This window comes from Roseovarius halotolerans (assembly GCF_900172255.1).
GTDB lineage: Bacteria > Pseudomonadota > Alphaproteobacteria > Rhodobacterales > Rhodobacteraceae > Roseovarius > Roseovarius halotolerans.
Window position 1 is genome coordinate 148,281 of record NZ_FWFU01000002.1, and the last position, 22,074, is coordinate 170,354.

Consider the following 22,074-nt stretch of genomic DNA (forward strand, 5'->3'; position numbering starts at 1 on the left):
AGAACCGAACGCCCCTCAAGGCGTTCATAGCAGAGAGACGCCTTCATACGGAGACCAGGAGCTGGCCGAGATGGAAGGGACATATTGTGGACCGCCGCCTCTGCCGGAGGCGATCTGGACAAGCTGGAACGTCGATCCGGTGCTCTTGGCGGCGCTGGTTGCGATGGGGGTCGTGTTGCGGCGCGAACCGGCGGGGATGGGCGCGGTCGCGATCCTGACCCTGGCCTTCGTGTCGCCGCTTTGCGCGCTGTCTTCGGCGCTGTTTTCGGCGCGGGTCGTGCATCATGTGCTGCTGGTCGCGGTGGCGGCGCCTTTGCTGGCGCTGGCGCTGCGTCCTGCGCGGCACGGCGCGATCGCCCTGCCCTTTGCGGTGTCGAGCCTGATCCTCTGGGCGTGGCATCATCCGGCCGCCTACGACCTGGCGCTTGCCAATATCGCGATCTACTGGCTGATGCAGATCACGCTTCTGGGCAGCGCGGTCTGGTTCTGGGGGGCGGTTTTCGCGGCGGGCGGGACGCCAGTGGAGCGTATCCTGTTCATCGTTGCCGGTTTTGCACAGATGGGGATGCTGGGCGCGCTTCTGACCTTTGCGCCGGAGCCGCTTTACGCCGCGCACGCGCTGGCGCCGTTCGACTGGGGGCTGACGCCACTTCAAGATCAACAGCTGGGCGGGCTGCTGATGTGGGTGCCTGCGGGCGTTCCCTATGGCGTGGCGGCGGCGTTTCTGGCGCGGCGACACTGGACACGGCTGAGGGGTGGCGCGGTGTGGTAGAGTGGCTTCTCAGGGCAATTCCGATCTTCAAGAGCGTGCATATCGCCGCGCTGGCGATCTGGTGCGGCGGTCTTCTGGTGCTGCCCCTGATGCTGGCCCGTCATCGTCCGGCCCTCGTGTCCGAGGAATACCGTCTTGTTCGCCGGGCAACGCATGTCACCTATACGCTTTGCGTCACGCCGGCGGCGGTGATCGCGGTCATCACCGGAACATGGCTGATCTTTCTGCGCGAGGCGTTTGTGCCGTGGCTTTTTGCCAAGCTCGTCTTTGTCGCGCTGCTTGTGGTGGTTCATGCCTGGTTCGGCGACCACGTCGCGCGGGTCGCCGAGGCGCCCGAAAACCACCGCCCGCCCGACCCGGCCATTGCGCTGACGGCCGCATTTCTGCCGATGATCGCGATCCTGACCCTCGTGCTGGCCAAACCGGCAATGGACTGGGTCGTCTTTCCCGACTGGCTGCTGGAACCGAGGGGCGGTCAGATGCCCTTCGAGGTTCCGAGCCGATAGTCGAAAACGAGCTTGCCACCATGCCAACCCGTGAACCCCACCACCAGCACGCAAAGCCCCGACAAGAGGATGCCATAGGGCAGCACCGCCTGTTCATACCCGTAAAGCCGATAGCCCCAGTTCGCGCCAAGAAGTGCAAGAAGCGTCACCGCGATGATGAAATGGGTCCATGCGGGGGCGCGGACACGGATGCCGGAGACAAGCAGAAGCTCCGCCGTGCCGGAGAGCCCGGCGAACATGCCAAAGAGGAACCCGGTGCCCGCAGCCCAGAGAGCGGCCCGCGCCCAGAAGGTCTGACCGGTCCACCAGTAAAGCGCATCCGCCCCCAGGGCGCAGAAGGTGAGAGCGACCGGAAAAGCGACGCTCATGGCGTGGATCGGGTGGCCGAGCACGGCGATCCGCGACTCAGTCTCGTTGAACCCTGGAAGTTCCGCGATCGGGTCGATCAGGTCTTCGGTCGCGGTCTCGTCTTCTGTCGTTTGCGTCGTCACGGCGGCATCCTCTTTCGTCTTCCCATCCTTTTCATAACGCTTGGGGCGCTTTCTGGTTGCGAAGGAATGCATTCGACGCTTGATCCCGCCGGACCGGCGGCGCGATCCATCGCGGCGCTGTGGTGCGCGATGCTGGCCGGGGGTGCGCTTATCTTCGCCCTGGTGATGGTCCTGCTGTTGCTGTCCTTCACCCGCCGCGCGCCTGCGGGCGGCGAGGCGCGCCAGCTGAGGGTCTGGGTTATCGGGCTTGGGCTTGTCTTTCCGCTGGCGGTTCTGGGTGCGCTTCTGGCTTATGGGCTTGTCATCGGCGAGCGGCTGCTGGCGCGGGAAGAGCCCGAGGTGATACGCGTCAGCGCCGAAGCGCGCAGGTGGACGTGGCGTTTCACCTATGAGGACGCGCCCGGACGCAGAACCGAGGGCGTGCTTCATATTCCGGCCGGGCGGCCCGTGGATGTGGCGATCACGACCGCCGACGTGATCCACAGTTTCTGGGTGCCGCGCCTTGCGGGCAAGCTCGACGCGATACCGGGGCACGTCAACACGCTGAGGATCGAGGCCGACCGGCCCGGCACCTATCGGGGGCTCAGCGCCGAATTCAGCGGCGCGGGCTATGGCGGGTTCACCTTTCTGGTCAGTGCCCATGATGCCGCCGGTTGGGCCGCGTTCGTGGAGGACACAGAGCGATGAATGCGCTTGAACGTCACCGCAGGCTGCGCGCGATCTGGGCATCCGAGCCGGGGATGCGGGGTTGGCTTTCGACAGTTAACCACAACGATCTGGGCCGGATGTTCCTGCTCACCGCCTTTGTCTTCTTTGGCATCGGCGGCCTGCTGGCGATGCTGATCCGCGCGCAGCTTGCGACGCCGCATTCGGCCTTTGCGGGGCCGCAGATCTACAACCAGATCTTCACCATGCACGGGACGATCATGATGTTCCTGTTCGCCATTCCCTGTTTCGAGGGGCTGGCGATCTATCTGCTGCCCAAGATCCTGGGCACCCGCGACCTCGCCTTTCCGCGCCTGACCGCCTATGGCTATTGGTGTTATGTCTTTGGCGGCGTGATGCTGCTGGTGGCGATGCTGCTCGGGATCGCGCCCGATGCCGGCTGGTTCATCTACCCGCCCCTGTCGGGGGCGATCCATTCGCCCGGCATCAATACCGATTTCTGGCTGATCGGCATCACCTTCGTCGAGATTTCCGCCATCGCCGCGGCGGTCGAGATCACCGTGTCGGTCCTGAAATACCGCGCGCCCGGCATGGCGCTGGACAAGATGCCGATCTTCGCCTGGTATGCGCTGATCACCGCGCTGATGATCCTGACCGGCTTTCCGCCGCTGATCCTGGGATCTGTGCTGCTGGAGCTTGAGCGCGCATTCGGGCTGCCGTTCTTTCAGGCGGAGCTGGGTGGGGACAGCCTGCTTTGGCAGCATCTCTTCTGGCTGTTCGGCCATCCCGAGGTCTATATCATCTTCCTGCCTGCGGCGGGCGTCATCTCGACCGTGCTGCCGGTGATGTGCCGCACGACGCTTCTGGGTTACGGGTGGATCGTCGCGGCGGCGGTGGGGCTGGCGTTCCTGTCCTTCGGGCTCTGGGTGCATCACATGTTCACCACCGGCATCCCGCATATGGGGCTGGCCTTCTTTTCGGCGGCATCGACGCTTGTGGCGGTGCCGACGGCGGTGCAGATCTTCGCCTGGATCGGGACGATGTGGAAAGGCCGCCCGGAGCTGCATCTGCCGATGCTGCACATCCTCGGGTTTTTCTGCACCTTCGTCATCGGCGGCCTGACCGGGGTCATGGTGGCGGTGGTGCCGTTCGACTGGCAGGCGCATGACACGGCCTTCATCACCGCGCATCTGCATTACGTGCTGTTTGGCGGGTTCGTATTTCCGATCCTGGCGGGCGTCTATTACTGGTTGCCCCATGTCACCGGTCAGCGGCGCGTCTTTCGCCTGGGCGAGGTTGCATTTGCGCTCGTGTTCCTGGGGTTTCACGTCACGTTCCTGGCGATGCACTGGGTTGGCCTGATGGGTCAGCGGCGGCGCATTCCCACATATGCGCCCGAAGATGGCTGGACCGCGATCAACCTGATCTCGTCGGTCGGTAGCTTCGTGCTGGCGATCGGCCTTGCCATGATCCTGATCGACGTGGTCCTGCATGTGCTGATCGCCGCGCGGGGCAAGCGCAATCCCTGGCGCGCGGGGACGCTGGAATGGGCGATGATGACCCCGCCCCCGGCCTATACCTTTGCCAGCCTTCCGCAGGTGGACAGCCGCACGCCGCTTGCCGACGATCCGCACCTCGCGGTCCGGCTGGCACGCGGCGAGGGCTATCTGGCGACGCCTCGGGAGGGCGCGCGCGAAACGCTCTGCGTGGACATCGCCAGCGGGCGACCGGACATGCATGTCGTCTATCCGGCCAATACCCGCCTGCCGGTCACCATGTCGGCGCTTACCGGGGTCTTCTTCCTGTCGCTGCTTGTGAAATTCTACTGGACCGTGCCGCTGGCGCTGGCCGGTGTCGCTATCCTGGCGTGCAAATGGGTCTGGGGGAACGGCCGCAGGGAAGACCCCGAGCCAGTGCAGGTGCGCGAGGGGATCACGCTGGCGAATGCCGCCACGGCCCGGCGCTCGCCGGGATGGTGGGGCACGCTGTTCCTGCTCAGTGCCGATGCCACCTTCTTTGGCGCGCTGCTGTTCGGCTTTGCCTTTCTGTGGACCGTCGCGCCGGGCTGGCCGCCGCCGGAGTGGTTCGCAGGCGCGATGGTGATGGCCGGGATCGGCGGGTTCGGGGCGCTTATTGGGCCTGCCGCGATGCGGCAGGCGATCCGTGCCAACCGGCGCGGCGACACCGCGCTGCCCGGCATCGGCCTCGCGCTCGTCGGTGCGCTGGCCGTCGCGGCCGCCTGTGCGGCGGTGATGGTTCAGACCCCTGCGCCGATGGGGCATGCCTATGGCGCGACGCTGCTAGTGCTGGGAGGCTATGGGCTTTTCCATGCGGGTCTGGGCGCGCTGATGGCGGGATTCCTGGCGGCGCGCGTGCTGCGTGGCTTCACCTCGCGCGTGCGGCAGGCGGAGTTCTCGATCGTGAGCCTATGGATCGACTACCTTTCGGTTATCGGTCTTCTGGTCCTGTTGGCAGCATATTTGCCCGGTCTTCTGTCATGAAGGACATCCTGCGCATCCTGATCGCGCCCTTGCTGTGGCTTGCGGCGTTCAGCGCGGTCTATGGGTTGCTGGGGTTGATCTGCGGGCATGGGATCGGCGGCACCGTGCTGGGCCTGTCGCTGCCCCGCGTGCTTCTGATTGCGGCCTATGGGCTTGCCATTTTGTTGCAGGCTGCGCTGCTGGCGGCGCTGTATCATCCGCGTCTGGCGGCGCGCTCGGGCTTCGTGCGTTTCGTGAGCCGCATCACGGGCTGGGCCGGTCTTGTCGCGGCGGGCTACACGCTGTTTCCGGTGGCCGTGACCTCGTCCTGCCTTTAGCCGCCATCTGGGTGGCGCGCAGGTTCAAGACGCAGCGCCCCGCGCAGCGCGCGCGCCGTCAGCGCCTCACCAAGGCGCGCCTTTCGCGCAAACCCCATGCGCGACATCGCGTCGGCCTCGTGTGCGGGCGCGGCACGAAACAGGCTCGCCGCGATCAGCCGGGCGAGAGAGGCCGGGCTGTGACGCGCCCGCGAAAGACGCGCCAAGGCCGGGAGCAACTTGCGCTCCAGCCTGTCGAAATCGGTGCCGAAGGGGAAATCCGGCAGGTCCGCACGATGCGCGTCGCGCCATTCCTTGAGCCGCTGGGGCGTGTTCGATTGCGCGCCGAGGCGGAAATTCCTGCTGATCTTTCCGGCCTCCTGCGCCGCTTTCAGGAGCGGCTCCTGAAAGCGCGCATCGGTGATTGCCAGCATCCGCGCGATCACCTCGTGGTCGGGCTGACCGCGCAGGTCGGCGACGCCATACTCGGTGACGACGATGTCGCGCATATGGTGGGGGACGGTGGCAAAAGGCAGCTCCCAGACGATATTCGACACCGTCTTGCCGCCGCTTTCGCGGGTCGAGGGCAGCGTGAGGATCGAGCGCGCGCCCTTGAGCGCGAAGGCCTGCTCGACGAAGTTGAACTGCCCGCCGACGCCGCTGACGACCTGCCCGTCGTCTTTCACATCCGACGCGACAGCGCCGAGAAGGCTGGCTTTCATCGCACTGTTGACAAAGCGGGCATCGCGCCGGGCAGCGCGCTTGGCGGCTTCGTCGCCGTAAAGCGCGTTGGTGAAACTGACCGCACGCATCTGGATCTGCGCGCGCCGATCAGGCGGCATGTCGCGCAGCCTGGCATAGAAATCGCGATCCTCGACAAAGAAGGCCGCGTGAATGGCGGCGCCGTCCACCTGCCGTTTGACGATCCCTTCCTCAAAGAGGGCCAGAAGCCCCCCGACCAGCATTTCTGCCGCCGCATAAAGCCCGGTTTCAAAACCGGTTGTCCGGGCGTCGGCACCGGGCGAAAGATCGTCGAGCAGGGGCGCGAACCGCCCTTTCTGGCGCAGGATGAGGGCATGGGCGACGGCATCGCCCGTCTTGCCGATACCCAGTTGCAGCGTGCCGCCATCGCGGACCAGCCCCGCGACATGGGCGCCGATAGCGTGATGGTCATCCGAGACCGGCTGGCGCACGGCCGAGAACAGTTCAAACTGGCGCGGCGGATCGAGGCAGTATTGCAATGTCGCGGAGTCGATTTCGGCGGCGGGACCGTGCATGAAGGGCAGCTGATCGTTGATCTCGCCCGCCATCAGAAAATCCATCTGCCCCGCCGCGCGGCGTTGAAGAAGATCGGCGGTGATGTCGGTATTGCAGGAGAGCGAGTAGCCATCTCCGTCGCGCGCGAGAAGCTGGATCAGGACGTTGGGGTCCTGCGCGATCAGCACATCACGCGCATGGGTGTAATTCGCCGAGATATAGTTCTGCTGCATCCGCTCGACGCCCAGCCAGCGGCCCGCCAGAAGGAAGAATTCGCGCAGTTCGATATTCGCCGGCAGGCTGCCTTCGCGCAGCATCCGCGCATAGAGGATGTCGGGGTAGGCTCCGAAGAGGCGGTCCATCGCGGGTTCGAGAAACCGCTTTTCGATATCCGACCCCGGCGACGGGCGCTCAAGCGTCAGGGCGGTGAAGATCGAGAGGTGGATGGAGGGATCTTCGCAGGCCGCGCGCGTCAGCGCATTGAGCAGCGTCACCGGCTTGCCCAGCCCCAGTGGCAAGGCCAGCCGGATGTCGCCGCCGGTATCGGCGACGATCCGTGCGGCCAACGCATCCGCATCGGTCATGATCCGGGGGGCGTCAGCCAAAGCCGGACCACCCCGCGTCGGGCGTGAAGCGCGGGCCGTGCCGTTCGGCCAGTTCCGAGAGCTTGGAGGCCACCTCGGAGAGCCCGCGCGACCTTGCGTAATGCATCGGCCCGCCGCGGAAGGGAGCGAACCCGGTCGCGAAGACGAGCGCGGCGTCGACCTCGTCAGGGTCGCCGACCACGTCCTTGCGCAGGCATTCGACACAGGCATCGAGCATCGGCAGGATCAGCCTGTCGGCCAAGCCATCGGGGCCTTCGGCCCTAGGTTCGGGGTGGGGTGTGCCCTCGGACCAGTCGTAAAAGCCCCGGCCTGCCTTCTTGCCGGTTTCGCCTGCCTCGACTTTCTCGCGCAGCGCCGCGGATATGTCGGGCATGGGCTTGTCGAGATTTGCCTTCAGGCTTTCGGACACATGCAGGCAGATATCGAGCCCGACCTGGTCGGCCAGCGCGACCGGCCCCATCGGCATCCCGAAATCGATGGCGGCGCGGTCGATCACGTCCTTGGCGATGCCTTCGTCCATCAGGACCATCGCTTCCATCAGGTAGGGCGTGAGCGCGCGGTTCACCAGAAAGCCCGGATAATCACGCAGACGGACCGGCAGCCGGTCGATGGCACCGCAAAAGGCCGCGAGCCGGTCCATCACCGGCTTTGCCGTCCCTGCATGGGCGACCACCTCGACCAGTTCCAGCCTGGACACCGGGTTGAAGAAGTGCAGCCCCGCGAAATGGTCGGGCCGCGTGACCTGATCCGCCAGTTCCGTCAGCGGCAGGCTTGAGGTGTTTGACGCAAGGATCGCGTCCGGCTTCATGCGCACGCCGAGATCCGCGAATATCCGGCGTTTCAGTTCCAGCTGTTCGGGTGCCGCCTCGATCACCAGATCGGCGCGCTCGATGCCGTATCCCTGAGGGTCTGGCACCAGCCGGTCGAGCACGTCACGGGTTTCGGCGCGGTTGAGGTGCTTGTCGCCGCATATCTCGCGTGCGCGCTTCATCGCCGCCGCCAACGGATCGCTTTCGACATCGCCAAGGGTGACGGATTTGCCTTTCAGGGCGGCCCAGGCGGCGATTTCGCCGCCCATAGAACCGGCGCCTACCACATGCACATGGGCGATACCGTCGTCGCCGCGGGCCTTGTCCTTGAGGCCTTGGCGCAGGAAGAACACGCGACGCAGGTTCCGAGAGGTTTCGCTTGTCAGCAGATGCGCGAAGGAGGCGATCTCCGCTTGCTGCATGGCGCCCGGATCGTCGCCGTGCTCCTCCCAGAGATCAATGAGCGCATAGGGCGCCGGATACTGTTCGGGCGGCGCCTGTTCGGCGGTCCTCGCGCGCATCTTTCTGGCGGCGAAGGCGCGCGCCGGGCCGAGCTTGAAGGCATGCGAGACAAGGCCCGCGCCGTCGCGCCGCACGTCGCCCGCGACGATGGCGGCGATGGCGGCCGCAACATGGCGTTCTGGGCAGACCACATCGGCAATGCCCAGCGACTTCGCCTTTGCGGTATGCGCGCTCTTGCCCGTCAGCATCAGGGTCATGGCCTCGGTCGGATCGATCAGCGCGGGCAGGCGAAAGCTGCCGCCGAGGCCGGGGTGCAGACCCAGTTTCACCTCGGGAAATCCGAAGGACGCGCCCTCGACGGCGATCCTCCAGTCGCAGGCGAGCGCCAGTTCAAACCCCGCGCCGAGGGCCGCGCCATGCGTCACGCAGATCGTCGGGCAATCGAGCGCGGCAAGCCGGTCGAGCACATCGTGACCCTGTTTCAGGAGGTCCGCGGCGCCTTCGTCCGACATATCGCCAAGGGCGGTGATATCCGCCCCCGCGGCGAAACCTGTCATCTTGGCCGAGCGGATCACAACGGCCTTGGGCATGTCCTGTTCAAACCGGTCCAGATGATCCGCAAGGCCGCGCAGCACGGATTGCGAGATCGTGTTCACGCTGTGGCCCTGCCGGTCGAGCGCGAGCCAGGCGATGCCGGTCTCGTCGATGCCGCTCAGCCAATCGTCACCCTCTGCCGCGCCGGGCCGATCACCGAGCGGCCCCAGCGCCAGTTTCGTTTCGCCCATATGGTCCAGGACAGGTTTGGTCATGCCACAGCCTCCAGCAACATCGCGCCGCCCAGTCCGCCGCCGATACATTCGGTTGCCACGCCGGTCCCTGCCCCGCGCCGTTTCATGGCATTGGCAAGGTGCAGCACGATACGGTTGCCGCTGGTGCCGACCGGATGGCCCAGCGAGATCGCGCCGCCATCGACGTTGAGCCGGTCACGGTCGATCAGGCCGAAAGCCTGATCGAGGCCCAGAACATCGCGGCAGAAGCCGGGGTCGTCCCATGCCGCGATACAGGACAGGACCTGAGCGGCAAATGCCTCGTTCAGCTCCCAGAGGCCGACGCTGTCAAGGTCCAGGCCGTTGCGCGTCACCAGGGGCGTGGCCGACAGGACCGGGCCGAGCCCCATGACCGAGGGGTCCAGCCCCGCCCATTCGCTGTCGACGATCCGCGCCAGCGGTTTCAGGTCGTGTTCCTCGACCGCGGCCTCGGAGGCGACGATCACCCAGGACGCCCCGTCGGTGATCTGGCTGGAATTGCCGGGCGTGACCTTGCCATAGGGTTTCTCGAAGGCGGGTGAGAGTTTCGCCAGCGATGTCATGTTGTTGTCGGGGCGCACACCGTCGTCGTGGTCATAGGCGCGGCCTTCGTCGCTGTCGAAAGCGGTCATGACCTCATCGGCAAGCCAGCCTTCCTTTTGCGCATGGGCAAGCCGGTGGTGGCTGTCCATCGCATAGGCATCCGCCGTTTCGCGTTCGATGCCGAAACGATGCGCCAGCACCTCGGCGGTTTGGCCCATGTTGAGCGATGTGATCGGGTCGGTCAGACCGCGCTCGAGGCCGATCACCGGCTTGAAGAATTCGGGCCGCAGCCCGGTCATCGCGCGCGCCTGTTCCACCGGGCCCTTGGCGCCGTTCATCTCGCCGAACCACTCGACCGCGCTTTGGCGCAATACCAGCGGCGCATGGCTGAGGGCCTCGGCACCACCGGCCAGCACGAGATCGTGCGTGCCCTCGCGGATATAGCGGAAGGCCGTATCGATGGATTGCATTCCCGAGCCGCAGTTGATCTGCGTGGTGAAGGCGACCATCTGCTCGCCCATCCCGAGGCGCAGCGCCGCGACGCGCGCGGGGTTCATCTCGTCGGCGATCACGTTGACGCAGCCCAGGATGACCAGATCGAAGGCAGTCTTGTCGAAGGGCTGGCGCATCAGCAGCGGCCGCCCGCACTGAACCGCCAGATCGACCGGGGTGAAGGGGCCAGGCCCGCCACGCGCCTTCAGGAAAGGTGTTCTGGCGCCATCGACAAGATAGACCGGACGTTCCGTCATTCCGCAGCCCTCGCAGCCGGTTTGCGCAGGCCGGGGAACAGCTTGGACAATGCCTCGGGCGTGTAGTCATCGACCGCCACAACCTCGGCCACCAACGCATCCATTTCGTTCAATCGGGTGATATCCGCGTCGCTCAGCACGCCGGCTTCATGCGCCTCTTGGGGTGTCTTGCCGAGATCGCGCAGCTTTTTCATCAGCGGCGCGGCCCCGGTCACCGCCGCGTAGCAGCGATTGAGCAATTCGATCCCCTCGGAATGGCAACCCTCGAAGATGTGCCCAACAATGCGGTCGCGGCTTTCGGAGGGGGTATAGATCAGGTCGGAGCACTCTTCGGTCAGCCTGTCGTCGGGCAGGGCCGGAGCACGACCGGCCAGCGTGAAGAAGCGCAGGACCCAAGCGGCCCAACGGGCCGGGAAGTTCGCCAGAACGCCATCCATCGCTTCATGGATCGCGCGGAACCCGCGCGCGGCGGCAAAGCGCACCACCGGCAGATCCGCCTCCTGGCGCCCCTCGTCCTCCCAGCGTTTCAACGTGGCCGAGAGGATATACATCTCGGAGAGGATATCGCCCATCCTGCCCGAGATCATTTCCTTGCGCTTGAGTGCGCCGCCCATCGTCAGAAAAGCGAAATCCGCGGTCAGGGCATAGGCTGCCGACCAGCGCGAAAGCTGCCGGTAGATCGGCGCGAGCGGTCCGGCATTCGCTGGTGCGGGGGCAAAACGCCCGCCGGTCCAGGCGCGGCCCCAGGCACGGAAAAAGGTGCGCGTGGTATGGCCGATATGCGCCCAGAGGCTTTCATCGAAACGACGCAGCGATTCTTCGTCATCGGCGATCCCGAGCGCCTGGATGTTGTCCAGCATATGAGGATGCGCGCGGATCGAGCCCTGACCGAAGATGATCAGGCTGCGCGTCACGATATTGGCGCCCTCCACGGTGATGCCGATGGGCACCGCGCGATAGAAGGGCAGCAGGTAATTCGACGGCCCGTCGATCACCGCCTTGCCCGAATGGACATCCATCGCATCGTTCAGGGCATCACGCATGCGGAAGGTCGCGTGGGTCTTCATGATCGCCGAGATCACCGAGAGCGCGCGGCCTTCGTCGAGGCCCGCGCAGGTCAGGTTGCGCGCCGCGTCCATCGCATAGGCATCCGCCGCCAGACGCCCCAGCCGCGCCTGTATGCCGCCGAACTTGCCGATGGGCAGGTTGAATTGCTGGCGGATGCGCGCATAGGCCCCTGTGGTATGGGCCGAAAGCGCAATGGCCGCGCAACCCATCGAGGGCAGGGAAATGCCCCGACCGGCGGCGAGCGCGCTCATCAGCATGGTCCAGCCATGACCGGCGCAATCCTGCCCGCCGATGATATTGTCGAGAGGGATGAACACGTCTTCGCCCGTGGTCGGGCCGTTCATGAACATGGTTGAGGACGGCAGGTGGCGGCGACCGGTCTCGACCCCTTCGAGGTCGGTCGGGACCAGCGCGCAGGTAATGCCGATATCCTCGTCGCCGCCCAGAAGCCTATCGGGATCGCGCATCTTGAAGGCCAGCCCCAGCACCGTGCAGACCGGCGCCAGAGTGATGTATCGCTTGGACCAGTTCAGACGGATGCCCAGCACCTCCTCGCCGTTCCACTCGCCCTTGCATACGATGCCCTCATCCGCCATCGCCGAGGCATCGGACCCGGCTTCGGCGCTGGTCAGGCCGAAAGCGGGCAGTTCATCGCCCCTGGCCAGCCGGGGCAGCCAGTGGTCCTTCTGCGCTTCGGTCCCGAACTGCATGAGCAGCTCGCCCGGCCCCAGCGAGTTGGGGACCATCACGGTGACCGCCACCGCGACCGAGCGTGTGGACAGGAAACGCACCACGACCGAATGGGCATAGGCCGAAAAGCCCAGACCGCCATAGGCCTCGGGAATGATCATCCCGAAGAAGCGGTTGACGCGCAGGAAGTCCCAGACCTCGGGCGGCAGGTCCGCGTCTTCCTGATTGATCTTCCAATCGTCGATCATGGCGCAGAGTTCGCGGCATGGCCCGTCGATGAAGGCCTGTTCCGCCGCGCTCAGCTCCGGTGCCTTGACGCTTTGCAGTTTCGACCAGTCGGGATTGCCGGAGAACAGCTCGCCCTCCCACCAGACATCGCCGGCTTCGAGCGCCTCGCGTTCCGTATCCGAGAGCGATGGCAGCGCCTTGCGCGCCCATCCGTGAATCGGTTTGGTCAGTTTCTGACGTAGGGTTCCCATGACCCTTCAACGAATAAATGCCGCGTTGGTTCCGCACGCGATGCCGGACCCGTTGCCACAATGTGGACATAATGCGAAGAATCGTAGATCGTTCGACAATCCGAGTTCACGACAAGTTTCATTTTTAAATCCATGCGATTCCGGGCTCTTGCCACGTCGGACACGACGCGGGCGATGAGCATCAAGTGCTTTCAGACGCGAGGAATGACCCCAATGGCATCAAGCACCCTGCCGAAAATGGAATATCGCGAGGACCATTGCCGGGACATCCCGGTTGCGGCGCCCCTGGCCACGAAAGACATCGGATTGATCGATTTCGCGCGCAAGGCCGGGAAGAACATCTTTTCGGTCATCCCTGACGAGACGCGAACACAGAGTTACCTGCGCGGCCCCGCCAATATCCACTATGTATGTGAGCCAGACATGATCACCGAGCTTCTGGCCGGGGTCGGGCGCAGTTTTCCAAAATCCCAGTTCACGCGAAATGTCATCGGCCCCGCCGTGGGCAACGGGATGATCCTGTCGGAGGGTGAGAAATGGCGGGAACAAAGACACCGCTATGCGCCGATCTTCGCGGCGCGAAACCTGCCCATCCTGACGGCGCATTTCGCGGAAACCGGCGAGGAGCTGGCAGCGTTCCTGAGGATGGCCGAAGGCGAAGTCGATGTCGCCGATTCAGCGCAGGAAGCGACGCTGATGAATATATCGCGGGTCATGTTCTCGGGAACGGAGTCGGTCAGCAAACGGGAAATCCGCGACGGGATGCGCCGGTTCAACGATTACATCAGCTACATGTCGCTGTTCGACCTGATGGGCCTGCCGAAATGGGTGCCGCGGTGGAAATGGCTGCGCAGCAAGCAGGTCATCGCGGATGTCAGGCAGCTTACGCATAACGTGATCGAAAACCGCAGGGCCGAGCGGAACGAGGAACCTCAGGATTTCCTGGACCTGCTGATCGAGGCGCTGGAAACCGACCGCGAGGATATCGACACAACGGTCGACAACCTGCTGACATTCGTCGCCGCCGGTTACGAAACGTCTGCGAATACGATCGCCTGGGCGCTGTATCTCATGGCGATGTTTCCGGACACGCAGGAGAGACTGCGGCGCGAGGTCATGGAGGCCTGCCCGACCGGTCCCATCACCTTTGAGACCTTGCCGCAGATGCCGCGGTTGCTGGCGCATATTCGCGAGACGCTGCGCCTTTACCCCTCCGGTGCCCTGTTTGCACGCGACGCGACGCATGAGACCGAAATCGGCGGCGTGACCTTCCGCAAGGGAGATGTCATCATGTTTCCGGTCTATTCCCTGCATCGCAACACCCTGCTTTGGAACGCGGCCGACGAATACGACCCCGAGCGTTTTCTCGGGAAACGATACGGTCGCGGGCAATACATGCCGTTCGGAGCCGGGCCGCGGATCTGCATCGGAGCCCAATATGCCGAGACCGAGATCATGGTGCTGGTCGCTTCGATCCTGAGACAGGTGTCGCTGGGATTGACCGACCATCCCATTCCCGAACCCACGCTTACCTTCACGATGCGCCCGAGCGGGCCTATCATCCTGAAAGCCAGACCGCTCGACGCGTAAGGCCCGGCGCAAGCGCCGCCGTGACCGGATCGTGTCATTTCCGGCGCAAAACCGCCATGTTGTCGCCTCTTTGAGAAAATACGCCTCGTCAAAGGACACGCCTGTCGCGCCGGGCGTTCAAGTGCCGCGATTCAGATTGCCGGCCATTTCAAACCTATAGCTTTTGATGAGGTGACATTATGGCGGCAAACCTGTTCGTCAAAGCCACTTACACGGCAGACGCCGACGTCCTGTTCAAGTGCGCCAGCGATTTTTCCGACCTTCTTCACGCCACCCGCAAGATATCGAAATATCGCGGCCTGCCCCCCGTTCCAATGGTGGAAGGCGCGCAATATGCGACCGATATCCGGCTGTTCGGGCTGATCGGGTGCAGGAATTACCAGATCCGCGTGGATCGTATCTGCAAGCATTCGCGCCTTCTGGAGACCGTCGAGTTCTGCGACCGCATCCGCAGTTGGCGGCACCGTCTGCAGGTTCATTCGACTGCGACGGGTTCGGTCTGGGTCGATCACGTCATCATTGATGCCGGCATCATGACGCCGATCGTGGCACGATATGCCCGCTTCATGTACCGGCACCGGCACAAGGCGCGCAATGGCACCTGTATCGAAACCTCGCTGACCAGATCGACGCGGATGGTGGGCGCAGAACTGCCCATGTTCAACCCCGCCGACTGAGACCGGCCACCGCCAGGGGCCTTAACCGGGATGACGCCGCCGCGATGCGCGCGCGACCCATGCGAGGCACGCGGCGGACATGAAAACGGCGCGGTCTTGGCCCGCGCCGTTCCCGTTTCCCTGGTGTCCGCGATCAGTTCGGAACCACCTCGCCCGTGGGGCGCGGGGTTGTCGCGGTTTCAGCCGGAAGGATCGGATAGGTCACTTCGGGCATCTTGCCAGAGAGCGCGCCAAGGAAGGCCACGATATCATCGACCTCGGGCTCGGTCAGTTCGGTGCCGAGCTGAGACGTCCCCATGATCGCCACGGCAACCCGCAGATCCCAGACCTTGCCGGAATGGAAGTAGGGGGCGGTCTGGTCGATATTGCGCAGCGGTGCGGCGCGGAACACATAGGAGTCATCCGCCGTCGCGGTCACTTGGAAGCGGCCCTTGTCGTCGGGCGGCAGCACATCGGCGCCCGGCTTCTCGATCAGGCCGAAGGGGAAGTAGCCCGTGCCGCCGAGATTGACGCCGTTGTGGCAAGAGGCGCAGCCCTTGTCCATGAACAGGCCGAGCCCGGCCTTCTGCTGATCGGTGAGCGCATTGTCGTCGCCATTGAGAAAGGCGTCGAAGGGCGCAGGCGTGATCAGCGTGGCTTCGAATGCCTCGATCGCCTTGGCGAAATTGTCGAAGGTGACGGGATCCGCCTCGTCGGGGAAGGACGCCTTGAACCAATCCTGATACTGCGGCATGGAATTCAGCGTGGCGAGCACGTTGTCGGGGGTGTTGGCCATTTCGACACCGGCCTGGACCGGACCTTTGGCCTGTTCGGCAAGGTCGGCGGCGCGACCGTCCCAGAACTGCGCCTCGTTGAACACCGCGTTCAGCACGGTGGGCGAGTTGCGCGGGCCCTTCTGCCAGCCATGCCCGATCGAGGTGGGCATGTTGTCATCGCCGCCGGTACCCAGGTTGTGACAGGAGTTGCACGAGAACACCCCTGAAGCCGACATGCGCGGGTCGAAGAACAGCGCCTTGCCCAGGTCGATCTTTTCCTGGGTGATGACGTTCTCGTTGAGAGCGGGCACGGTCGAGGGCAATGCCGCGAACATCTCGAGCGCGTTGTCACGCAGCTCGGATGCCTGTGCGACAGACGTGAGCGCCATGACCGAAACGGTCCCAAGCGCAAAGTTTCGTAATAATGACATTGATTCCTCCAGAACCTCAGGTGGCATCCGCGCGTCTAGAATCATTCTAATCCAATCGGGCTTCACACGGCGTTGACGCAAATCAAGTAAATGCACGGCATTCGAGTGATCGGGGGTTCACGGGCCGGCCAGGGCGCGAAACATCCTTCTCCTTGGCCGAGGATCGGTGGCACGGATGCCTCTTTTCACGAAAACGTCCAACTCAGCCTTGAATCCCGCCATAATGCGGGGCTAAGGCCCTTTTAAACCCGCGCCGCCAGCGGCAGCGCACCCATTTCGCGAAGCAGCATCCGAGAGTACCGATGACCCAGCAAAACCTGGCCCCCATTTCCGAGTTGTACGTATCTTATGAATCCGCCCAGAAGCTGAAGGTCGAAGCCGGCGACCTGATCAGCTGGGATCTGACGCCGCGCCAGATCTGCGATCTGGAACTCTTGATGAATGGCGGGTTCAACCCGCTCAAGGGGTTCATGAGCGAAGCCGATTACGATGGTGTCGTCGAGAATATGCGCCTGGCGGATGGGTCGCTCTGGCCGATGCCGATCACGCTCGACGTCTCGGAGAGCTTTGCCGAGGGGCTGGAGCTGGGGCAGGATATCGCCCTGCGCGACCAGGAAGGCGTGATCCTGGCCACGATGACGGTCACCGACCGCTGGACCCCGGACAAAGCGCGCGAGGCCGAAAAGGTGTTTGGTGCGGACGACGAGGCGCATCCGGCGGTGAACTACCTGCATCACAGCGCGGGCAATGTTTATCTGGGCGGGCCGGTCACCGGCATCCAGCAGCCGGTGCATTACGATTTCCGCGGCCGCCGCGACACGCCAAATGAACTGCGCGCGCTGTTCCGCAAGCTGGGCTGGCGCAAGGTCGTCGCTTTCCAGACCCGCAACCCGCTGCATCGCGCCCACCAGGAACTCACCTTCCGCGCCGCCAAGGAAGCGGAAGCCAACCTGCTGATCCATCCGGTCGTCGGCATGACCAAGCCGGGCGACGTGGATCACTTTACCCGCGTGCGCTGTTACGAGGCGGTGCTGGACAAATACCCCGGATCGACCACCACGATGAGCCTGCTGAACTTGGCAATGCGCATGGCCGGTCCGCGCGAGGCGGTCTGGCACGGGCTGATCCGCAAGAACCACGGCTGCACCCATTTCATCGTCGGACGCGACCATGCCGGCCCCGGCAAGAACAGCGCGGGCGAGGATTTCTATGGCCCCTATGATGCCCAGGACCTGTTCCGGCAGCATCAGGAGGAAATGGGAATCGAGATGGTCGATTTCAAACACATGGTCTTTGTGCAGGAACGCGCCCAATACGAGGCCATCGACGAGATCGAGGACCGCGACAATGTCACGATCCTGAACATCTCGGGGACGGAGCTGCGCCGCCGCCTGCGCGAGGGGCTGGAGATTCCGGAATGGTTCTCGTTCCCGGAAGTGGTGAGCGAACTGCGCCACCGCTATCCGCCCCGTAGCCAGCAAGGGTTTACCGTGTTCTTCACCGGTTTCTCGGGCAGCGGCAAATCCACGATCGCCAACGCGCTTCTGACCAAGCTGATGGAGATGGGCGGGCGGCCGGTGACGCTTCTGGATGGCGATATCGTGCGCAAGAACCTGAGTTCCGAGCTGGGCTTCTCGAAGGAGCATCGCGACCTCAACATCCGCCGGATCGGATATGTGGCGAGCGAGATCACCAAGAATGGCGGGATCGCCATCTGCGCACCTATCGCGCCCTATGCCGCGACCCGGCGCGCTGTGCGCGAGGATGTCGAGCAATACGGTGCCTTTGTCGAAGTGCATGTCGCCACCAGCCTCGAGGAATGCGAACGCCGCGACCGCAAGGGCCTCTACAAGCTGGCGCGCGAGGGCAAGATCAAGGAATTCACGGGGATTTCGGACCCTTACGATGTGCCCCAGGATCCCGAGCTGCGCGTCGAGACCGAGAATGTCGAGGTCGACAACTGCGCCCATCAGGTGATCCTGAAGCTGGAACAGATGGGCCTGATCGCGGGCTGAAGCGCGCCGGTCACGCGTTCTGAAAACACGGGCCGTCCCTGCCGGGGCGGCCCGTTTCGCGTTCTGCGCAGGTCAGGCCTGCGGAACCTCACCTGCCAGAACCGACCGGAACCATGCCGCGTCGATATTGCCGCCGGACAGGATCAGCCCGACCTTCCGGCCCTGCAGCTGTTCCCGTTCCTTGAGCGCCAGCGCCAGGGCGGCAGCGCCCGCGCCCTCGGCGAGGTTGTGGGTCGCGGTGTAGTAGAGGCGGATCGCGGTGGCGATGTCGTCTTCAGACACGGTGCCGATGTGGTCGGCCCCCGGCCCGTAGATATCCAGCGCCGCCTGCACCGGGACGCGCACCGCCATGCCATCGGCGAAGGTCAGGGCGTCGGGCGTTTCGATCATCTGCCCCGCTTCGGCCGAGAGTTTGGCGGTCTGCGCGCGCTCCGACACCACGCCGACGACCCGCGCTTTGGCACCCAGCGCATCGCGCGCGGCGATCGTGCCGCAGATGCCCGAGCCGCAGCCGATGGGCACATACACGACATCGAGGTCGGGATGGGCGGTGAAGAGCTCATAGCCATAGCTTGCCACGCCGCGCAGCAATTCGTGGTGGAAGGGCGGCACGGGAAACAGCGGCTCGGTCTCGGCCATCTGCATGGCCAGCTCGCGGGCGGTGTCGAAATCGTCGCCATGTTCGATCAGCGTCGCGCCATAGGCGCGCATCGCGGCATTCTTCTCCGACGCGTTCCCGCGCGGCACGACGATGCGTGCCTCCAGCCCCGCCGCGACGGCGGCGCGGGCCTGGGATTGGCCGTGATTGCCGCGCGTGGCGGTGACGATGCCACGACATTCGGGATGGGTGCGGCGCAGCCAGTCGATGAAGGTGATGCCGCCGCGCACCTTGAAGGCACCGGTGGGCGCGTGGTTCTCATGTTTGACGATGACCCGTGCGCCCAGGGCCTGCGCCAGAAGCGGCCAGTCATGTGCTGGGGTTGGCGCCATGTGGCGATGAACCAGCTGCGCGGAATCCTGCAGTTCGGATAAGGTGAACATGGGCCTGTTCCTTTGGGATCGAGGCCCAGATTGTCAGCAAGACGCGCGCTTCACAAGCGCGCGCCTGCACACGCGGCAACGTGTCAGTGAACCGTGACCGGGGTCATGTTGTTCTGACGCGCGAGCACGAAGGCAAGGCGGCGGTCGCGCACGAGTGCGAGGCGCTCGCCCGCAGCCGAGTGCAGCGCGTAAAGCGTTTCGCTGCCCATGGCCTGCTCACGCATGTCCTCGGGAAGGTCCGCCACGTTAACGGGCCGGACATAGACGATGTCGCGGCCCTCGTCGGCGCCGAAATCGTACCTGGTTTCCATATCGGTTACCCCTTGTTGATCTTGATCCGCTGCACAACGGTTTCTGGTTCGGCGCGCGTCAGGTCCACATGCAGCAGACCGTTTTCCATGATCGCCTCGCCCACCTCGACGCCATCGGCCAGCACGAAGGAACGCTGGAACTGGCGCGCAGCGATGCCCCGGTGCAGATAGATACGGGTGTCGGCCTCGTCGCTCTGGCGACCGCGGATCACCAATTGGCGGTCCTCGACCGTGATCGACAGGTCCTGCTCCGAGAAACCGGCCACGGCCAGCGTGATCCGGTAGGAACTTTCGGAGGTTTGTTCGATATTGAACGGGGGATAGCCCTCGTTGCCCGATTTGGCACTGCGTTCAAGCATCCGTTCCAGTTGCTCGAACCCGAGCATGTAAGGGTGCGACCCCAGCGTGAGCTTTGTCATCGACACGTCCTTCATCAAAGCGACAGTCCATGCCGGGCCCCGTTCTGGCGACCCGACAGGGCAAATATGGGGGCTGGCCGCGCGCCGTGCAAGGGCTTTGCCGGGGCGTACAAAAGCGGTATCGTCTCAACCGGGGCCAGTCACAGGGAATCATCGGTATGAACGCTTTCAGCAATCTCTCCATGAAATCGGACGAGGTGCTGCGCGTCGAGCTTGCAGAATTCCGCCGTCAACACCGCGACCTGGACGACGCGATCGCCGCCCTTCAGGAGAAGGGTTCGAGCGATCCGCTGACCATCAAGCGGCTCAAGCAGCAGAAATTGCGGCTCAAGGACATGATCGCCTATATCGAGGACCGGCTCTATCCCGATATCATCGCCTGACCCCGATTGCGTCGGGGCCTCTGATGGGTATAGTGCGCCCTCCAAAGCAAGGGGCCAGTGACATGGGCGCAGACACAGGCAAGGTCAAGGTCGGCATCATCATGGGCAGCCAGTCGGACTGGCAGACCATGCGCGCCGCCGCAGAGATTCTCGATGAGCTCGAGGTGCCTTATGAAACCCGGATCGTCTCGGCGCATCGCACGCCCGACCGGCTGTGGGATTACGGCAGCAAGGCCGCCGGACGCGGCTTGCAGGTGATCATCGCGGGTGCGGGCGGTGCGGCGCATCTGCCGGGGATGATGGCCTCGAAGACGCGCGTGCCGGTGATCGGCGTGCCGGTGCAGAGCAAGGCGCTTTCGGGCGTCGACAGCCTCTATTCCATTGTGCAGATGCCCAGGGGCTTCCCAGTGGCGACCATGGCGATCGGTGCGGCGGGAGCGGCGAATGCCGGGCTGATGGCCGCCGCGATCCTGGCCAATGGCGACCCATCGCTGGCGCAGCGCCTCGACGATTGGCGCACGACCCTTTCCAACTCCATTCCCGAAGAGCCGCAAGATGACTGAACCCCTGCCAACAGGCGCGACGATCGGTATCCTTGGCGGCGGGCAGCTGGGCCGGATGCTGGCGGTGGCCGCATCGCGCCTCGGCTTTCGCAGCTGCGTGTTCGAGCCGGGCGCCGACTGCCCGGCAAGCCATGTGGCGGGGCAGCATATCGCCGCCCCCTACGAGGACGAGGATGCGCTGCGCCGCTTCGCCGATGCGGTCGACGTGGTCACCTTCGAGTTCGAGAACATCCCGACTTCGGCGCTCGACATGTTGGACGCTTGCGGCAAACCGGCGCGACCGGGGCGCAACGCGCTGCGCATCAGCCAGGACCGTTTGACCGAAAAGGCGTTCCTGACGGAGCTGGGGCTCAGGACCGCGCCCTTCGCCGCGGTGGATGACGAGATCGACCTTGCCGAGGCCCTGGCCGAGATCGGCCTGCCGGCGATCCTCAAGACCCGGCGGCTGGGATATGACGGCAAGGGCCAAGCGCGGATCACAGCGCCCGAAGATGCCGAAAGCGCCCTTGCCGCGATGCAGGGCCAGCCCGCGATCCTCGAGGGTTTCGTGGAGTTCAGCCACGAGGTTTCGGTGATCGGCGCACGCAACGCATCGGGCGACGTGGCCTGTTTCGATCCCGGCGAGAACCTGCATGAGGACGGTATCCTGCGCCGCACCACGGTGCCCGCGCGCCTGAGCAACGCCCAGCGCAGCGATGCGGTGCTGCTGACCGGGCAGATCCTCAACAAGCTGGATTATGTCGGGGTGATGGGGGTGGAGCTGTTCGTCACGCCCGAAGGGCTGATCGTCAACGAGATTGCGCCGCGCGTGCATAATTCCGGCCACTGGACGCAGCAGGGCTGCGCGATCGACCAGTTCGAGCAGCATATCCGCGCCGTGGCGGGCTGGCCGCTGGGCGATGGTGGCCGATATGCCGATGTGGTGATGGAAAACCTGATCGGCGACGACATCGCGCGCGTGCCCGATATCGCCCGCGAAGCCGGCGCGGCGCTGCATCTGTATGGTAAAGGCGATGCAAGGCCGGGGCGCAAGATGGGGCATGTAAACCGCGTCACGCGCGGCTGAAACGGCCCGCTACAAGACGGGGGCGCTGCCCCCGTCGCAGCACGCTGCGGCTCCTCCGAGGTATTTTTGAGCCAGATGAAGGCAGGGGGCATGGGGGCTTCATCTTGCCTTAGATACTCTGCG

At 64.6% G+C, this 22,074-nt stretch carries 20 protein-coding genes; 11 read left to right on the forward strand and 9 right to left on the reverse strand.

Features of this window, described 5'->3' with window-relative positions; all coding sequences use genetic code 11:
* Nucleotides 1–70: 70 nt before the first annotated feature.
* On the forward strand, nt 71–772 hold the full coding sequence (locus ROH8110_RS07705) for a cytochrome c oxidase assembly protein (RefSeq protein WP_085817196.1): 702 nt from the start codon (nt 71–73) through the stop codon (nt 770–772).
* Nucleotides 766–1,278 carry a CopD family protein gene (locus ROH8110_RS07710; RefSeq protein WP_085817197.1) on the forward strand — a complete coding sequence of 171 codons (513 nt, stop codon included), beginning with the start codon at nt 766–768 and terminating at the stop codon, nt 1,276–1,278. The genes ROH8110_RS07705 and ROH8110_RS07710 overlap by 7 nt, the downstream gene beginning before the upstream one ends.
* Here ROH8110_RS07710 and ROH8110_RS07715 read toward each other — a convergent pair.
* Nucleotides 1,248–1,769 carry a DUF2231 domain-containing protein gene (locus tag ROH8110_RS07715; protein WP_245962821.1) on the reverse strand — a complete coding sequence of 174 codons (522 nt, stop codon included), beginning with the start codon at nt 1,767–1,769 and terminating at the stop codon, nt 1,248–1,250. The two genes, ROH8110_RS07710 and ROH8110_RS07715, sit on opposite strands and share 31 nt — an antisense overlap.
* A gap of 66 nt (nt 1,770–1,835) precedes the next feature.
* Here ROH8110_RS07715 and ROH8110_RS07720 point away from each other — a divergent pair, with 66 nt between their 5' ends.
* The 3 genes from ROH8110_RS07720 to ROH8110_RS07730 are packed head-to-tail and all read left to right on the forward strand — an operon-like array spanning nt 1,836 to nt 5,253.
* Nucleotides 1,836–2,456, forward strand: coding sequence for a cytochrome c oxidase subunit II (locus tag ROH8110_RS07720; RefSeq protein WP_085817199.1), 621 nt, complete (start codon nt 1,836–1,838; stop codon nt 2,454–2,456).
* Nucleotides 2,453–4,936 (forward strand): cytochrome c oxidase subunit I, encoded by a 2,484-nt coding sequence (gene ctaD / locus ROH8110_RS07725; protein WP_085817200.1) that lies wholly within the window; start codon nt 2,453–2,455, stop codon nt 4,934–4,936. Before ROH8110_RS07720 ends, ctaD begins: the two co-directional genes overlap by 4 nt.
* Nucleotides 4,933–5,253 carry a hypothetical protein gene (locus ROH8110_RS07730; protein WP_085817201.1) on the forward strand — a complete coding sequence of 107 codons (321 nt, stop codon included), beginning with the start codon at nt 4,933–4,935 and terminating at the stop codon, nt 5,251–5,253. The genes ctaD and ROH8110_RS07730 overlap by 4 nt, the downstream gene beginning before the upstream one ends.
* On the opposite strand, the gene ROH8110_RS07735 is transcribed toward ROH8110_RS07730, so the two are convergent.
* Genes ROH8110_RS07735 through ROH8110_RS07750 form a run of 4 tightly spaced genes read right to left on the reverse strand, consistent with a single transcriptional unit; the run spans nt 5,250 to nt 12,700 of the window.
* Nucleotides 5,250–7,094, reverse strand: a complete 1,845-nt coding sequence (locus ROH8110_RS07735; protein WP_254903756.1) for an acetyl-CoA hydrolase/transferase C-terminal domain-containing protein — start codon at nt 7,092–7,094, stop codon at nt 5,250–5,252. The two genes, ROH8110_RS07730 and ROH8110_RS07735, sit on opposite strands and share 4 nt — an antisense overlap.
* Entirely contained in the window at nt 7,087–9,174 is a 2,088-nt protein-coding gene (locus ROH8110_RS07740) for a 3-hydroxyacyl-CoA dehydrogenase NAD-binding domain-containing protein (RefSeq protein WP_085817203.1), read from the reverse strand. Before ROH8110_RS07740 ends, ROH8110_RS07735 begins: the two co-directional genes overlap by 8 nt.
* Nucleotides 9,171–10,463 carry an acetyl-CoA C-acetyltransferase gene (locus ROH8110_RS07745; RefSeq protein ID WP_085817204.1) on the reverse strand — a complete coding sequence of 431 codons (1,293 nt, stop codon included), beginning with the start codon at nt 10,461–10,463 and terminating at the stop codon, nt 9,171–9,173. The genes ROH8110_RS07740 and ROH8110_RS07745 overlap by 4 nt, the downstream gene beginning before the upstream one ends.
* Nucleotides 10,460–12,700 carry an acyl-CoA dehydrogenase gene (locus ROH8110_RS07750; protein WP_085817205.1) on the reverse strand — a complete coding sequence of 747 codons (2,241 nt, stop codon included), beginning with the start codon at nt 12,698–12,700 and terminating at the stop codon, nt 10,460–10,462. The genes ROH8110_RS07745 and ROH8110_RS07750 overlap by 4 nt, the downstream gene beginning before the upstream one ends.
* Before the next feature lie 213 nt (nt 12,701–12,913).
* Between ROH8110_RS07750 and ROH8110_RS07755 the strand changes: the two genes are divergently transcribed.
* Nucleotides 12,914–14,290: a cytochrome P450 gene (locus ROH8110_RS07755; protein WP_245962820.1), complete on the forward strand. Its 1,377-nt coding sequence runs from the start codon at nt 12,914–12,916 to the stop codon at nt 14,288–14,290.
* Between the two features lie 179 nt (nt 14,291–14,469).
* Complete coding sequence (locus tag ROH8110_RS07760; protein WP_085817206.1) at nt 14,470–14,967, forward strand: Rv1443c family protein; 498 nt, start codon at nt 14,470–14,472, stop codon at nt 14,965–14,967.
* Nucleotides 14,968–15,100: 133 nt separating this feature from the next.
* On the opposite strand, the gene ROH8110_RS07765 is transcribed toward ROH8110_RS07760, so the two are convergent.
* Entirely contained in the window at nt 15,101–16,111 is a 1,011-nt protein-coding gene (locus tag ROH8110_RS07765) for a cytochrome-c peroxidase (RefSeq protein ID WP_121143680.1), read from the reverse strand.
* 344 nt (nt 16,112–16,455) lie between these two features.
* Here ROH8110_RS07765 and ROH8110_RS07770 point away from each other — a divergent pair, with 344 nt between their 5' ends.
* The gene (locus ROH8110_RS07770) at nt 16,456–18,168 is read left to right on the forward strand and encodes a bifunctional sulfate adenylyltransferase/adenylylsulfate kinase (RefSeq protein WP_085817208.1); all 1,713 of its coding nucleotides are present in this window, start codon (nt 16,456–16,458) and stop codon (nt 18,166–18,168) included.
* 72 nt (nt 18,169–18,240) lie between these two features.
* Here ROH8110_RS07770 and ROH8110_RS07775 read toward each other — a convergent pair whose 3' ends face one another.
* From ROH8110_RS07775 to ROH8110_RS07785, 3 genes are all read right to left on the reverse strand, one after another.
* Nucleotides 18,241–19,209 carry a threonine dehydratase gene (locus tag ROH8110_RS07775; RefSeq protein ID WP_085817209.1) on the reverse strand — a complete coding sequence of 323 codons (969 nt, stop codon included), beginning with the start codon at nt 19,207–19,209 and terminating at the stop codon, nt 18,241–18,243.
* A gap of 83 nt (nt 19,210–19,292) precedes the next feature.
* Nucleotides 19,293–19,520 (reverse strand): DUF1150 family protein, encoded by a 228-nt coding sequence (locus ROH8110_RS07780; protein ID WP_085817210.1) that lies wholly within the window; start codon nt 19,518–19,520, stop codon nt 19,293–19,295.
* Between the two features lie 5 nt (nt 19,521–19,525).
* A complete protein-coding gene (locus tag ROH8110_RS07785; RefSeq protein WP_085817793.1) occupies nt 19,526–19,939 on the reverse strand; it encodes an Hsp20 family protein in 414 nt (137 codons plus the stop codon).
* A gap of 158 nt (nt 19,940–20,097) precedes the next feature.
* Between ROH8110_RS07785 and ROH8110_RS07790 the strand changes: the two genes are divergently transcribed.
* From ROH8110_RS07790 to ROH8110_RS07800, 3 genes are all read left to right on the forward strand, one after another.
* Nucleotides 20,098–20,322 carry a YdcH family protein gene (locus tag ROH8110_RS07790; protein WP_085817211.1) on the forward strand — a complete coding sequence of 75 codons (225 nt, stop codon included), beginning with the start codon at nt 20,098–20,100 and terminating at the stop codon, nt 20,320–20,322.
* A gap of 62 nt (nt 20,323–20,384) precedes the next feature.
* Nucleotides 20,385–20,885 carry a 5-(carboxyamino)imidazole ribonucleotide mutase gene (gene purE / locus ROH8110_RS07795; protein ID WP_085817212.1) on the forward strand — a complete coding sequence of 167 codons (501 nt, stop codon included), beginning with the start codon at nt 20,385–20,387 and terminating at the stop codon, nt 20,883–20,885.
* Nucleotides 20,878–21,951, forward strand: a complete 1,074-nt coding sequence (locus tag ROH8110_RS07800) for a 5-(carboxyamino)imidazole ribonucleotide synthase (RefSeq protein ID WP_085817213.1) — start codon at nt 20,878–20,880, stop codon at nt 21,949–21,951. The genes purE and ROH8110_RS07800 overlap by 8 nt, the downstream gene beginning before the upstream one ends.
* The last annotated feature ends 123 nt before the right edge of the window (nt 21,952–22,074 follow it).

Coding starts and splice junctions, on each gene's coding strand:
- ROH8110_RS07705 (WP_085817196.1), top strand. CDS start 71: ATGGAAGGGACATATTGTGGACCGCCGCCTCTGCCGGAGGCGATCTGG.
- ROH8110_RS07720 (WP_085817199.1), top strand. CDS start 1,836: ATGCATTCGACGCTTGATCCCGCCGGACCGGCGGCGCGATCCATCGCG.
- ctaD (WP_085817200.1), top strand. CDS start 2,453: ATGAATGCGCTTGAACGTCACCGCAGGCTGCGCGCGATCTGGGCATCC.
- ROH8110_RS07730 (WP_085817201.1), top strand. CDS start 4,933: ATGAAGGACATCCTGCGCATCCTGATCGCGCCCTTGCTGTGGCTTGCG.
- ROH8110_RS07740 (WP_085817203.1), bottom strand. CDS start 9,174: ATGACCAAACCTGTCCTGGACCATATGGGCGAAACGAAACTGGCGCTG.
- ROH8110_RS07745 (WP_085817204.1), bottom strand. CDS start 10,463: ATGACGGAACGTCCGGTCTATCTTGTCGATGGCGCCAGAACACCTTTC.
- ROH8110_RS07750 (WP_085817205.1), bottom strand. CDS start 12,700: ATGGGAACCCTACGTCAGAAACTGACCAAACCGATTCACGGATGGGCG.
- ROH8110_RS07755 (WP_245962820.1), top strand. CDS start 12,914: ATGGCATCAAGCACCCTGCCGAAAATGGAATATCGCGAGGACCATTGC.
- ROH8110_RS07760 (WP_085817206.1), top strand. CDS start 14,470: ATGGCGGCAAACCTGTTCGTCAAAGCCACTTACACGGCAGACGCCGAC.
- ROH8110_RS07765 (WP_121143680.1), bottom strand. CDS start 16,111: ATGGCGCTCACGTCTGTCGCACAGGCATCCGAGCTGCGTGACAACGCG.
- ROH8110_RS07770 (WP_085817208.1), top strand. CDS start 16,456: ATGACCCAGCAAAACCTGGCCCCCATTTCCGAGTTGTACGTATCTTAT.
- ROH8110_RS07775 (WP_085817209.1), bottom strand. CDS start 19,209: ATGTTCACCTTATCCGAACTGCAGGATTCCGCGCAGCTGGTTCATCGC.
- ROH8110_RS07780 (WP_085817210.1), bottom strand. CDS start 19,520: ATGGAAACCAGGTACGATTTCGGCGCCGACGAGGGCCGCGACATCGTC.
- ROH8110_RS07785 (WP_085817793.1), bottom strand. CDS start 19,939: ATGACAAAGCTCACGCTGGGGTCGCACCCTTACATGCTCGGGTTCGAG.
- ROH8110_RS07790 (WP_085817211.1), top strand. CDS start 20,098: ATGAACGCTTTCAGCAATCTCTCCATGAAATCGGACGAGGTGCTGCGC.
- purE (WP_085817212.1), top strand. CDS start 20,385: ATGGGCGCAGACACAGGCAAGGTCAAGGTCGGCATCATCATGGGCAGC.
- ROH8110_RS07800 (WP_085817213.1), top strand. CDS start 20,878: ATGACTGAACCCCTGCCAACAGGCGCGACGATCGGTATCCTTGGCGGC.